The sequence below is a fragment of the Bacillus sp. FSL K6-2861 genome, assembly GCF_038630725.1.
Taxonomy (GTDB): domain Bacteria; phylum Bacillota; class Bacilli; order Bacillales; family Bacillaceae; genus Bacillus; species Bacillus velezensis.
The window spans coordinates 113,225-126,065 of the sequence record NZ_CP152037.1 but is presented as its reverse complement, the minus strand read 5'-3'; the positions used below and the strand labels follow the sequence as shown (position 1 = coordinate 126,065).

Sequence of the window (12,841 nt, the reverse complement as noted above, 5' to 3'; positions counted from 1 at the left end):
AACCGATGTCACTTGCCTTTATCAATCAGAGACTATTCTTTCGTTACTGCGTCACGTTCAACGTCTGGAGATGCTGTTTCTTCCGGCGCTTCATCACCTGATAATGCAAGGCCGTCAGCTTGTTTCGCATCTTCCTCGTCTTCTAGATCTCTCATTTCTATTTCTTCTTCATCGCCTGAAAGGATTTTTACGTCCATACCTAAGCTTTGAAGCTCTTTGATCAATACTTTGAATGATTCCGGAACACCAGGCTCTGGAACATTGTCGCCTTTGACGATGGCTTCATATGTTTTCACACGTCCGACCACGTCATCGGACTTCACAGTCAGGATTTCTTGAAGCGTGTAAGCTGCGCCGTAAGCTTCAAGCGCCCAAACCTCCATCTCACCGAAACGCTGTCCGCCGAATTGGGCTTTACCGCCGAGAGGCTGCTGCGTAACAAGTGAGTAAGGACCTGTAGAACGGGCATGAAGTTTATCATCAACCATGTGCGCCAGTTTGATCATGTACATGATTCCGACTGATACACGGTTGTCGAACGGTTCTCCCGTACGGCCGTCATAAAGAACTGTTTTAGCGTCTCTTGACATGCCTGCTTCTTCAAGTGTTTCCCACACATCTTCTTCACGCGCGCCGTCAAATACAGGTGACGCGATGTGAATGCCGAGGTAGCGGGCAGCCATACCCATGTGAAGTTCTAATACCTGACCGATATTCATACGTGATGGTACACCCAGCGGGTTAAGCATGATATCGATCGGCGTGCCGTCAGGAAGGTAAGGCATATCTTCTTCAGGAAGAATCTTCGAGATAACCCCTTTGTTTCCGTGACGTCCGGCCATTTTATCACCTTCAGAAATCTTACGTTTCTGAACGATATATACGCGTACAAGCTGGTTCACTCCCGGAGGAAGTTCGTCGCCGTCTTCACGGTTGAAGACTTTTACGTCGTGGATAATTCCGCCGCCGCCGTGAGGCACACGGAGAGAAGTATCACGGACTTCACGCGCTTTTTCTCCAAAGATCGCATGCAGAAGGCGTTCTTCAGCCGTAAGCTCAGTTACACCTTTAGGCGTTACTTTACCTACGAGAAGGTCTCCGTCGTTGACTTCCGCGCCGATACGGATAATTCCGCGGTCATCAAGATTGCGAAGCGCGTCTTCCCCTACGTTTGGAATATCGCGGGTGATCTCTTCCGGCCCAAGCTTTGTATCACGTGCTTCTGATTCATATTCTTCAATGTGAATAGATGTGTATACATCATCTTTCACAAGGCGTTCACTCATGATGATGGCATCCTCATAGTTGTAACCATCCCATGTCATGAAGCCGACCATTACGTTGCGGCCGAGAGCAAGTTCACCAAGCTCCATTGAAGGTCCGTCAGCAAGGATTTCTCCTTTGACTACTTCATCGCCGACACTGACGATCGGACGCTGGTTGTAGCACGTACCTTGGTTGGAGCGGACAAATTTCAGCAAGCTGTACTTATCCAGGTTGCCTTTTACTTTTTGGCCGTCAATTTCTTCATAGCGGCGCACCCATACGTTTTTCGCTTCCACCCGTTCAACGATACCAGGGTGTTTACAAATAACGGCTGCACCGGAGTCTTTACCGGATACGTATTCCATACCCGTTCCGACGATCGGAGCTTCCGGCTGCATCAAAGGCACAGCCTGACGCTGCATGTTCGCTCCCATGAGGGCACGGTTCGAGTCATCGTTTTCCAAGAACGGAATACATGCTGTCGCAGCAGATACAACCTGTTTAGGAGATACGTCCATGTAATCCACGCGGTTGCGGGCTACAACGGTGTTTTCCCCTCTGAAACGCGCTACGATGCTGTCATCCAAGAAAGAACCGTCATCGCTCAGCTTAGCATTCGCTTGGGCTACGACATAGTTATCCTCTTCATCAGCAGTCAGGTAGTCGATTCTAGGCGTTACTTTTCCTGTTTCAGGATCAACGCGGCGGTATGGCGTCTCAATGAAACCAAAGCGGTTTACTTTCGCAAATGATGACAATGAGTTGATCAAACCGATGTTCGGGCCCTCAGGCGTTTCAATCGGACACATACGGCCATAGTGAGAGTAGTGAACGTCACGTACTTCCATACCTGCGCGCTCACGTGTCAAACCGCCCGGTCCGAGAGCTGACAGACGGCGTTTGTGCGTCAATTCAGCAAGCGGGTTCGTCTGATCCATGAATTGAGAAAGCTGTGAGCTTCCGAAGAACTCTTTAATAGACGCAATAACAGGTCTGATGTTAATCAGCTGCTGCGGCGTAATTGTATTCGTGTCTTGAATAGACATTCTTTCACGTACGACACGTTCCATCCGGCTTAAACCGATACGGAATTGGTTTTGCAGGAGCTCACCTACAGAACGCAGACGGCGGTTTCCGAGATGGTCGATATCATCAGTGTCGCCCACTCCGTGCAGGAGGTTGAAGAAGTAGCTGATAGAAGAAATAATATCAGCAGGCGTAATGTTTTTAATCGCCTCTTCGATGTAAGCATTGCCGATCACATTGATCGTCTGCTCTCCTTCTGCATCGGTAGGAGCATAGATTTTAATGGATTGAAGCATCACTTCATCCTCGACGACGCCGCCGTTAGGATAAAGTTTTCTGAAGCCGATTCCATTTTCTAAGTATGGCAGTACTTTATCAAGTGTTCTTCTGTCAAGAATCTGCCCTTTTTCAGCGAGAATTTCACCGGTTTCCGGATCCACCAGTGTTTCTGCAAGGCGCTGGTTAAACAGGCGGTTCTTGATATGAAGCTTTTTATTAATTTTATAGCGTCCTACATTCGCAAGATCGTATCGCTTCGGATCAAAGAAGCGGGAATCCAGCAAGCTTTTTGCGTTTTCTACTGTAGGCGGCTCTCCGGGACGAAGGCGCTCATAGATTTCAAGAAGCGCTTTGTCACTGTTTTCAGTGTTGTCCTTATCCAGTGTATTGCGGAGATATTCGTTCTCACCAATGAGATCGAGAATCTCTTGGTCGGAACCGAAGCCGAGAGCACGCAAAAGAACCGTAACCGGCAACTTACGTGTGCGATCAATGCGGACATACACAACATCTTTCGCATCAGTTTCGTATTCTAACCATGCGCCACGGTTTGGAATGACAGTCGCGGTAAAACCTTTTTTACCGTTCTTGTCTACTTTACCACTGAAATATACACTTGGAGACCGAACAAGCTGAGATACGATAACACGTTCTGCACCGTTGATGATAAAAGTACCGGTATCTGTCATAATAGGGAAATCACCCATGAAGACATCCTGGTCTTTTACCTCTCCAGTTTCTTTGTTAATTAAACGAACCTTCACTCTCAGCGGAGCTGAGTAAGTCACATCACGTTCTTTTGACTCTTCAACGGGATACTTAGGATCTCCTAAACTGTAGTCAATGAACTCTAGAGAGAGGTTACCAGTGAAATCCTCAATTGGTGATATGTCTTGAAACATCTCTCTAAGACCCTCATCAAGAAACCACTGATAAGAAGAGGTTTGAATTTCAATGAGATTTGGTAATTCTAACACTTCGCTAATGCGAGCATAGCTTCTGCGCTGGCGGTGTCGTCCATACTGAACTAGTTGACCTGTCAACTGATTCACCCCTCAAATCATGCGTATTATATGTGTAATAAGCATCTCTTACGATAAAGAAATACTTTTACAAGACAAAAGAAAAAAGGGTTTCTAATTAAGAAAACCACATCCAAAAACAAATACCGATTTTATTAGCATTTCCATGTTTGTATAATTTATACATGCACTATGATTATTTCAGCATATCATGCAAAATATATACATTGGCATTTTACAATATTAACATAGCTGAAAATTCAAGTCAAACTTTTTTTGCTTTTATGATATAATAGCCTTTCTTTTTTTGAACCACAGAAACTTCGTCAAAAAGCTCCTTCAGTTTTTCAATGGCAGAAGGCCCGCCCTGTTTTTTCTGTATAACGATCCACAATTCACCTGAAGCCCTTAAATGCTCAGCGCTTTTTTCAAAAATGGCATGGACAACTTTTTTTCCGGCGCGGATTGGGGGGTTTGTAATAATAGAAGCAAATGTTTGAGCAGAATCAATATTTGAAAATAAATCACTCTGATAAATTCGAACGTTTTTTATTCCGTTTTTTTCTGCATTTTCATTTGACAGCTCTACGGCTCTTTCATTCACGTCAATCATGTGCACGGTCCGGTCTGTAAATGCACCGGCGAGTGACAGACCGATCGGGCCGTAACCGCAGCCTGCATCCAGGAAGTCACCATCGATCTCCGGCTCTTCAAATGCTTCAATTAAGACACGCGAACCGAAATCAACTTCCTTTTTCGAGAAAACGCCGCTGTCACTTGTGAATGTATAAGATCTGTTCCGCAGTGTAAATGACCATGTCTGTTTATCGCTTTTAACTGAAGGTTTTTCTGAATAATAGTGATCACTCATTATTAGAACCTCCTTTTATAATGGCACTTAAAGAAAAGCAAAGAAAAAGCCCGCCTCATAAAAGCGAGCTTCCCCTACAGGCAAGTGAAGATTACTTAACTTCTACAGAAGCGCCAACTTCTTCAAGTTTAGCTTTAAGCTCTTCAGCTTCTTCTTTCGCAATACCTTCTTTAAGTGGTTTTGGAGTGTTGTCAACAAGTTCTTTAGCTTCTTTCAAGCCAAGACCAGTGATTTCACGAACAACTTTGATAACTTTGATTTTCTGAGAACCTGCACCAGCAAGGATAAGGTCGAATTCGCTTTGCTCTTCAGCAGCTCCGCCAGCAGCAGCTCCGCCAGCTACAGCTACAGGAGCAGCAGCAGTTACGCCAAATTCTTCTTCGATTGCTTTTACTAGGTCGTTCAATTCAAGTACAGTTGCTTCTTTAACGGAAGCAATGATTTCTTCGATATTTAAAGCCATTTGAAATTCCTCCATTTGTTTTATTTTAGGGTAAAATCAGATTAAGCGCCTTGTTCTTCCTTTTGTTCTGCAACTGCTTTAGCTGCAAGTGCAAGGTTGCGAACTGGAGCTTGAAGTACGCTAAGCAACATAGAAAGTAAGCCATCGCGTGAAGGAAGTTCAGCAAGAGCTTTCACTTCTTCAACAGAAGATACTTTTCCTTCGATAACGCCCGCTTTGATTTCCAGAGCTTCGTGATTCTTCGCGAACTCGTTAAGAACTTTTGCCGGAGCGACAACATCTTCAGTACTGAATGCGATCGCATTCGGTCCAGTTAAGACATCATTCAAACCATCAAGTTCAGCTTGTTCAACCGCACGGCGAGTCATTGTGTTTTTGTACACTTTGAACTCTACGTTAGCTTCGCGAAGCTGTTTACGGAGTTCAGTTACTTCAGAAACGTTAAGTCCGCGGTAGTCAACGATGATCGTTGATTTGCTTTCTTTCAGTTTGGAAGCAATCTCTTCAACAACAACTTTTTTTGTATCAATTGCGCTGCTCATGGTTACACCTCCTGTAGATTTTGTGTAACACTTATACCGCTAGGTGATCACGACTGTGACGACGATTTCATATAAAAAGCCTCCATGTGGACATGGAGGCTGTATATACAAGCATACGTAACGTAATAGCTGTGATATATATACACCTCGGCAGGATATTAAGCCTCAACGGCCCCTGCTGTCTACGGTATAAATGACATATTATATTTTACAACATTTTGAATCATATCAGAATGCTGATCTAAAGTCAAATATTATTTTACGTTGAAAGTAGAAGCGTCTACTTTGACACCAGGGCCCATAGTAGAAGTAACGGCAACGTTTTTCACGTAAACACCTTTAGCCGCAGCCGGTTTTGCTTTCAGGATTGTATCATACATTGTTGTGAAGTTCTCAACAAGTTTTTCATCCTCGAAAGAAACTTTTCCGATCGGAACATGGATGTTACCAGCTTTGTCAACGCGGTATTCTACTTTACCAGCTTTGATTTCGCCGATTGCTTTTTCCACTTCGAATGTAACAGTTCCTGTTTTAGGGTTTGGCATAAGACCTTTTGGTCCAAGCACACGGCCGATTTTACCGACTTCACCCATCATGTCAGGAGTCGCAACGATTACATCGAATTCGAACCAGCCTTGCTGGATTTTCGCGATGTAATCAGAATCGCCAACGTAGTCTGCACCGGCAGCTTCAGCTTCTTTTGCTTTTTCGCCTTTAGCGAATACAAGCACGCGCTGAGTTTTACCAGTTCCGTTAGGAAGTACAACTGCACCGCGGATTTGCTGATCGTTTTTACGAGGGTCAACCCCTAAACGAAAAGCAACTTCAACTGTAGCGTCGAATTTAGCTGTGTTTGTTTTTTTAGTAAGCGCCACTGCTTCAGCGACGTCGTAAGCTTTCGCACGGTCTACAAGCTTCGCAGCTTCAACGTACTTTTTACCTTTTTTAGCCATTTTAAAATTTCCTCCTTATGTGGTTATAGCGGAATAACCTCCCACGAATAAGGGTTGCGAACTTGTGAAAACTCGCAACCCGACAAGAAACAAATTAATCCTCGATAACGATACCCATACTGCGGGCAGTACCTTCAACCATGCGCATTGCCGCTTCAACGTCTGCTGCGTTTAAGTCAGGCATTTTCGTTTCAGCGATTTCGCGAACCTTATCGCGCTTAACGGTTGCCACTTTATTACGGTTTGGTTCACCAGAACCAGACTCAATTCCAGCTGCTTTTTTAAGCAATACTGCAGCAGGCGGAGTTTTTGTAATAAATGTAAATGAACGGTCTTCGTAAACCGAAATTTCAACAGGAATGATTAAACCAGCTTGGTCAGCTGTACGAGCGTTAAACTCCTTACAGAATCCCATGATATTTACACCGGCTTGACCTAGTGCAGGTCCAACTGGCGGCGCTGGGTTAGCTTTTCCAGCAGGAATTTGCAATTTTACAACTTTTACTACTTTTTTAGCCACGAGACACACCTCCTTAAGTCCGTGATGTGGTAATAGGGTAAACCCTCCCACTCAAGGTTTCATTCTTTATATGAATGACGAAATATCAAGCTAGCTGCCTTGGATTAGTCCAAGACGTACCTTTGCTATATTATCATTAATATATAGCAATTTCAAGTTTTTTCACATTACAATTTGTCGATCTGGGTAAATTCCAGTTCAACCGGCGTTTCACGGCCGAACATGTTAACGAATACTTTCACTTTGCTCTTATCATAATCAATCTCTTCAATTGATCCTGTAAAGTTGGCGAAAGGTCCGTCTATGACTTTGACTGTCTCATTCAATTCAAAATCAATGTCGGTTTTCCGCTCATCCATGCCCATGCGTTTTAAGATGGTTTCCGCTTCGCCAGGAAGAAGCGGAGTCGGCTTTGAGCCTGAACCGGCTGATCCGACGAATCCGGTAACGCCCGGCGTGTTGCGGACCACATACCAGGAATCATCAGTCATGACGATTTCAACAAGCACATAACCCGGGAACACTTTCTTTTTGACTACTTTTTTCTTGCCGTTCTTAATATCAGTCTCTTCTTCTTCAGGGACGACAACGCGGAAAATTTTATCCTGCATTCCCATTGATTCCACACGTTTTTCAAGGTTTGCTTTTACTTTGTTTTCATAACCGGAATACGTATGAACAACATACCAATTCTTTTCCATTCTATCAGGACTCTGCAGTCCTTCCCTCCCCGCATTTAAAAATGAAGTGTAAAACAAAAAATAGGCTCAGGGCCTATGAATCCTTTTTTCAACAACACAATAAAAAACCCGCTGAACGGGTTTTGGCAAACGATATTATGATCTATTATAGCACGTATTGCTGATCATTATTCAACTATTAAACGAATTAATTGAGAAATTCCTGTATCAAGGAGGGCAAAAAAGATAACAAAAAAGATAACCGTTGAAATCACCGTGATCGTATAGCGCGTTAACTCTTTGCCTTTAGGCCAGCTAACCTTTTTCATTTCTTTCCCAACATCTTTAAAGAAACTCATCATGCGCATGTAAAAGACCTCCACAATTTAAAAAGCGAACACTATTTTGTTTCTAAATGAGCTGTATGTGAATTGCAAGTGCTGCAGTACTTCTTAACTTCTAACCGCTCAGCCGCTGATGCAGAGCTTTTCATTGTCGTATAATTACGATTTCCGCATGTTTTGCATGCCAGCGTAATCTTTTTTCTCATGTCGTTACACCTTTTCCTAAACATTCATTTATCTTAATAAAATAGCACAGTCAGAAAAATTCTGTCAATATGACACAGAAACCTGCTACAGGCTGATCTCTCTTATTTCTAAATACTTTTCAAGCTTGCGCTTCACGCGCTGCAGGGCATTATCGATTGATTTTACGTGTCGGTTTAAGTCATCTGAAATCTCTTGGTAACTTCTTCCGTCCAAGTACAAAACAAGCACCTTTCTCTCCAGATCGCTCAGCAGTTCTCCCATTTTCATTTCGATATCATCAAATTCTTCCTGATTAATAATCATCTCTTCAGGATTTAACGTTTTAGCGCCTGAAATGACATCAAGCAGTGTTCTGTCAGATTCTTCATCAAAAATAGGTTTGTCTAAAGAAACATAGGAATTTAAAGGAATGTGTTTCTGACGGGTAGCTGTCTTTATTGCGGTAATAATCTGGCGGGTAATGCATAATTCTGCAAAAGCTTTAAATGAAGTAAGCTTGTCCTCTCTAAAGTCTCGGATAGACTTATATAAGCCTATCATCCCTTCCTGTACAATATCTTCTCTGTCGGCCCCTATTAAAAAATAAGACCTTGCTTTCGCCCGTACAAAATTACGGTACTTCGTAATCAAGTAATCTAACGCATCACTATCCCCAACATGAACCTTTTCAATGACCTGCTCGTCCTCCAACTGGCAAAATTGCACTTTGTTGAACTTTCCCTTGCTGTTCTGTAGATTCACTGCGATCCCCCCGGCGCACGTAGATAGAAATATTATACATTAATGGGCGAAAAAGCGTCAACCTAATCCAGACCGCCTCGGCGCCACTTTTCAAACGTTTTCAAAACCTCTTCGGACAGCTCGATTTTACCCGGTGGTTTTTCAGAAGTGATCTTTGAAACCCGCCTTTGAATCCGGCGTTCTATCGTATCCACTTCCCTCAGGAGCTCCCGGGCGGATTTGCGGAGAGCCCCTTGTCCGAAAATCGCCCACTGCTCCGTATAATCGGAGGTTGCGACATGAATCTGTGTCGCAATATTATTCAGCGCCTGGGCAAGCTTCTCGATCCGCTCATCCGCCGTTTCATTCTCCCGTGTGAAAATCACTTCGACTCTGTGATTCGTTTGTTTTTTCTCTATGCCTTTTACCAGGTGTGCATCAAACACCACAATGACTCTGATTCCCGTGTAGGACTGATATTCCGCCATCTTCTGGATCAGTACATCTCTCGCTTCTTCAAAACTGTTCGCTTTTAAATCCTTTAGCTGCGGCCAAGCTCCAATCATGTTGTATCCGTCTACTAACAGGATGTCCATCTGTCTTCATTCCCCTAAAGGATTGCGCTTCCGGTAGACTTCATACATGAGAAGGCCGGCCGCTACCGACGCATTCAGAGAAGTGACTTTTCCGGCCATCGGAAGCTTAATGAGAAAATCACATTTCTCTTTCACAAGCCGGCCCATTCCTCTGCCTTCGCTTCCGATAACGAGCGCCAAAGGCATCTTGCCGTCCATAGAGCGGTAGTCTTCCCGGGCGGATGCATCCGTTCCGACGACCCAAATCCCCCGCTCCTTCATTTCATCAAGTGTCCGGGCAAGGTTGGTCACCTTCACGACGGGAATGTGTTCAATCGCACCGGTCGAAGCTTTTGCGACCGTCGAAGTCAGTCCGACCGCTCTGCGTTTCGGAATCACGATGCCGTGTGCACCGACAGCGTCAGCCGTTCTCATGATGGAACCGAGATTATGAGGGTCTTCCAGCTCGTCCAATATGAGAAAGAAAGGCTGTTCGTTTCTCTCTTCCGCTCTTTTATATAATTCGTCTAATTGTGCATATTCATATGCCGCCACCTGGGCGACAACACCCTGATGCTGACCCTCCACCATCTGATCGAGTTTTTTCCTCGGTACAAATTGAATGGTGACGCCGCGCTTTTTAGCAAGCTCCATAACTTGCTGGGCCTGTCCTTTTACTGTGTTTTCCGCCATCCATAACTTATACAGCTTGCGATCTGACTTTAACGTCTCAATCACCGCGTTTTTTCCTATGACGTAATCATGTTGCTGACTCATTTGTTTTCCTCCCTGACGTCCCGACTTGTATAGCCTCAGCAATCAGCTGATTCAGTCTTTCTTCTCTTTTCTCAAGAAAAAGGTATCCGAGTAAAGCCTCAAAAGCTGTACTATGGCGGTACGTCTGTACATCTGTGTTTTTAGGCGTCGTCCCTGATTTCGCGTTTCTGCCTCTTCTCAGCACGGCTTCCTCTTCCTCCGTGAAAAAGGATTCGTCCTGAAGGCGGAACAATATGTCTGCCTGTGATTTTGCCGATACAATCCGGCTCGCCTTCTTATGAAGGTCATTCGGTTTCGTAAAGCCCTGCTTAAGCAGGTGATGCCGGACGTATATTTCAAAAATGGCATCACCCATATAAGCAAGCGCAAGACCGTTTAACTGCTTTGAATCTTTGATTTGTTCAAATTGAAGCATCCGCTTACTCTCCCCGCTTCCAGCGAGTTCCCTGGGCCGTATCTTCAAGAATGATATTCATACTTTTCAGCTGATCGCGAATCTGGTCTGACAAAGCAAAATCGCGATTGCGGCGGGCTTCATTTCTCTTCTCAATCAACTCTTCAATCTCTTCGTCGACAAGCTCTTCTTCGCCGAGCGTAAGTCCGAGAACAGATCCGATTCTGTCAAACATGCTGATAAAGGCTTTAATGACGTGATCCGCCGTATTGTCTTCCTGCATGTAGTAATTAGCGAGCTTCGCCAGATCAAACCAAACGGAAATTGCATTCGCCGTATTAAAATCATCATCCATTGCTTCTTCAAACGCAGTGCGGTGCTCTTCGATTTTAGCGAGCCATTCCTCATCATTGTCAGTCAGATTCGTGCTGCTAATCAAACGATGGTTTAAATTACTGTAGGCCGTCTTCAGGCGGTTAAACGCGTTTTTTGTTTTCTCAAGCAGCTCTTCCGAATAGTTGATCGGGTGGCGGTAATGAACGGACAGCATGAAAAATCTCAAAAGCTGCGGGTCATGTTGCTTAATGATATCGTGCACCAAAACAAAGTTGCCGAGCGATTTTGACATTTTCTCATTATCGATATTGATATATCCGTTGTGAAGCCAGTATTTTGCGAATGTCTTGCCTGTTAATGCTTCAGATTGGGCGATTTCGTTTTCATGGTGCGGGAATGTCAGGTCCTGACCGCCGGCATGAATATCGATCTCGTCACCCAAATACTTTTTCACCATTGCGGAGCATTCAATATGCCAGCCCGGGCGGCCTTTTCCCCAAGGGCTATCCCATGAAATTTCTCCGTCCTTAGCAGCTTTCCAAAGAGCAAAGTCCAGCGCATCCTCTTTCTTCTCGCCGACACGGATACGCGCGCCTGATCTGAGTTCATCAATTGATTGCTGAGATAGCTTGCCGTACCCTTCGAAGGCCCTTGTTTTGAAATAGACGTCGCCTTCTGATTCATAAGCGTAGCCTTTTTTAATCAGCTCGCTGACAAATTCAATAATGGCGTCCATGTTTTCCATGACTCGGGGGTGAAGATCCGCTTTCCGGCATCCGAGGGCGCCCACATCTTCAAAATACGCTTTAATGAACCGTTCAGAAATGGTCGGGACGTCCTCGCCGAGCTCGTTGGCCGCCTTAATCAGTTTGTCGTCAACATCGGTGAAATTCGATACGTATTGGACATCGTATCCTTTATACTCTAAATAGTTGCGTACGGTATCATACACAATCGCCGGACGGGCGTTTCCGATATGAATATAGTTGTATACAGTCGGTCCGCACACGTACATTTTTACTTTGCCTTCCTCGAGAGGAACGAATGTTTCCTTTTTCCGTGTCAATGTATTATAAAGTGTAATGGTCATTTTTGGTTGATCCTTTCTTTTTTATCTTCCAGTTCAGCCTGCAGTTCAAAAATCTGCTGCTCCAATGCTCTTAACCTGTCAGCAACCGGATCGGGCAAGTCTTGGTGATTGAGATCGCGTTTGATTTTTCTTCCGTTCTGAATGACGACTTTCCCCGGTATGCCGACAACGGTTGAAAAGTCGGGAACATCACGAAGCACAACGGAGCCGGCCCCTACTTTAGAACCCTGCCCGACCGTAATAGAGCCGAGCACCTTCGCTCCGGTTGCAATTAAAGCATCATCTTTTATGGTCGGATGCCGCTTCCCCTTTTCTTTTCCCGTTCCCCCGAGAGTGACACCTTGGAATACCGTCACGTTATTGCCGATTTCACATGTTTCCCCTATGACGACCCCCATACCGTGGTCAATGAAAAACCTTCTCCCGATGGTCGCGCCGGGATGGATTTCAATTCCGGTAAAGAAACGGGCAATCTGTGATATCAGGCGCGCCAGGAAGAAAAATCTCCGTTTATATAAAGCATGTGCAATCCGATGCGCCCATATAGCATGTAAACCAGAATAAGTTAAAACAACTTCGAAATAGCTTCTTGCTGCCGGATCTTGATCGAACACTGTATCTATGTCTTCTTTTAGCATTTTAAAAAACACATGCTTCCCCCCATTCTCTCCCCGCTCCAGTCTGTTTTTCCGCCTATAAAAAAAGCGCCTCTGCATGTAAACATGACAGAGACGCTTTTACCGCGCGGTTCCACTCTGTTTGAAAAACAAGTCACT

15 protein-coding genes and 2 other annotated features (1 of these 17 only partly in view) are annotated in these 12,841 nt (G+C 44.6%); all 15 genes read right to left on the bottom strand.

Translation table 11 applies throughout. The features are described 5' to 3' along the window. Nucleotides 1–32 precede the first annotated feature (32 nt). The 15 genes from rpoB to cysE all read right to left on the bottom strand — a co-directional run bounded on the left by rpoB (nt 33) and on the right by cysE (nt 12,715). A complete protein-coding gene (gene rpoB / locus NYE62_RS00685) occupies nt 33–3,614 on the bottom strand; it encodes a DNA-directed RNA polymerase subunit beta (protein WP_003156440.1) in 3,582 nt (1,193 codons plus the stop codon). Nucleotides 3,615–3,858: 244 nt separating this feature from the next. Beyond that, the gene (locus NYE62_RS00680; protein WP_025284098.1) at nt 3,859–4,464 is read right to left on the bottom strand and encodes a class I SAM-dependent methyltransferase; all 606 of its coding nucleotides are present in this window, start codon (nt 4,462–4,464) and stop codon (nt 3,859–3,861) included. Nucleotides 4,465–4,555: 91 nt separating this feature from the next. Continuing rightward, complete coding sequence (rplL, locus tag NYE62_RS00675; RefSeq protein WP_003156436.1) at nt 4,556–4,927, bottom strand: 50S ribosomal protein L7/L12; 372 nt, start codon at nt 4,925–4,927, stop codon at nt 4,556–4,558. Nucleotides 4,928–4,968: 41 nt separating this feature from the next. Then, nucleotides 4,969–5,469, bottom strand: coding sequence for a 50S ribosomal protein L10 (rplJ, locus tag NYE62_RS00670; RefSeq protein ID WP_014416746.1), 501 nt, complete (start codon nt 5,467–5,469; stop codon nt 4,969–4,971). Between the two features lie 63 nt (nt 5,470–5,532). Next, nucleotides 5,533–5,675 (bottom strand) — a sequence feature (ribosomal protein L10 leader region). Between the two features lie 48 nt (nt 5,676–5,723). Beyond that, complete coding sequence (rplA, locus tag NYE62_RS00665; protein WP_003156431.1) at nt 5,724–6,422, bottom strand: 50S ribosomal protein L1; 699 nt, start codon at nt 6,420–6,422, stop codon at nt 5,724–5,726. A gap of 94 nt (nt 6,423–6,516) precedes the next feature. Then, complete coding sequence (gene rplK / locus NYE62_RS00660) at nt 6,517–6,942, bottom strand: 50S ribosomal protein L11 (protein ID WP_003156430.1); 426 nt, start codon at nt 6,940–6,942, stop codon at nt 6,517–6,519. A 167-nt stretch (nt 6,943–7,109) separates the two neighbouring features. Further along, nucleotides 7,110–7,643 (bottom strand): transcription termination/antitermination protein NusG, encoded by a 534-nt coding sequence (gene nusG, locus NYE62_RS00655; protein WP_003156423.1) that lies wholly within the window; start codon nt 7,641–7,643, stop codon nt 7,110–7,112. Between the two features lie 167 nt (nt 7,644–7,810). Then, nucleotides 7,811–7,990, bottom strand: a complete 180-nt coding sequence (gene secE / locus NYE62_RS00650; protein WP_003156422.1) for a preprotein translocase subunit SecE — start codon at nt 7,988–7,990, stop codon at nt 7,811–7,813. Between the two features lie 32 nt (nt 7,991–8,022). Further along, a complete protein-coding gene (rpmG, locus tag NYE62_RS00645) occupies nt 8,023–8,172 on the bottom strand; it encodes a 50S ribosomal protein L33 (RefSeq protein ID WP_003156421.1) in 150 nt (49 codons plus the stop codon). An 85-nt stretch (nt 8,173–8,257) separates the two neighbouring features. Next, a complete protein-coding gene (sigH, locus tag NYE62_RS00640) occupies nt 8,258–8,914 on the bottom strand; it encodes an RNA polymerase sporulation sigma factor SigH (RefSeq protein WP_003156415.1) in 657 nt (218 codons plus the stop codon). Between the two features lie 62 nt (nt 8,915–8,976). Next, complete coding sequence (rae1, locus tag NYE62_RS00635; RefSeq protein WP_003156414.1) at nt 8,977–9,489, bottom strand: ribosome-dependent mRNA decay endonuclease Rae1/YacP; 513 nt, start codon at nt 9,487–9,489, stop codon at nt 8,977–8,979. Nucleotides 9,490–9,495: 6 nt separating this feature from the next. Beyond that, nucleotides 9,496–10,245, bottom strand: a complete 750-nt coding sequence (rlmB, locus tag NYE62_RS00630) for a 23S rRNA (guanosine(2251)-2'-O)-methyltransferase RlmB (protein ID WP_003156413.1) — start codon at nt 10,243–10,245, stop codon at nt 9,496–9,498. Continuing rightward, nucleotides 10,229–10,660, bottom strand: a complete 432-nt coding sequence (locus NYE62_RS00625) for a Mini-ribonuclease 3 (protein WP_003156412.1) — start codon at nt 10,658–10,660, stop codon at nt 10,229–10,231. Before NYE62_RS00625 ends, rlmB begins: the two co-directional genes overlap by 17 nt. A 4-nt stretch (nt 10,661–10,664) precedes the next feature. Beyond that, entirely contained in the window at nt 10,665–12,065 is a 1,401-nt protein-coding gene (gene cysS / locus NYE62_RS00620; RefSeq protein WP_064107494.1) for a cysteine--tRNA ligase, read from the bottom strand. Next, nucleotides 12,062–12,715: a serine O-acetyltransferase gene (gene cysE, locus NYE62_RS00615; RefSeq protein ID WP_007410393.1), complete on the bottom strand. Its 654-nt coding sequence runs from the start codon at nt 12,713–12,715 to the stop codon at nt 12,062–12,064. Before cysE ends, cysS begins: the two co-directional genes overlap by 4 nt. A 74-nt stretch (nt 12,716–12,789) precedes the next feature. Further along, nucleotides 12,790–12,841, bottom strand: a binding site (T-box leader) (it continues 182 nt past the right edge of the window).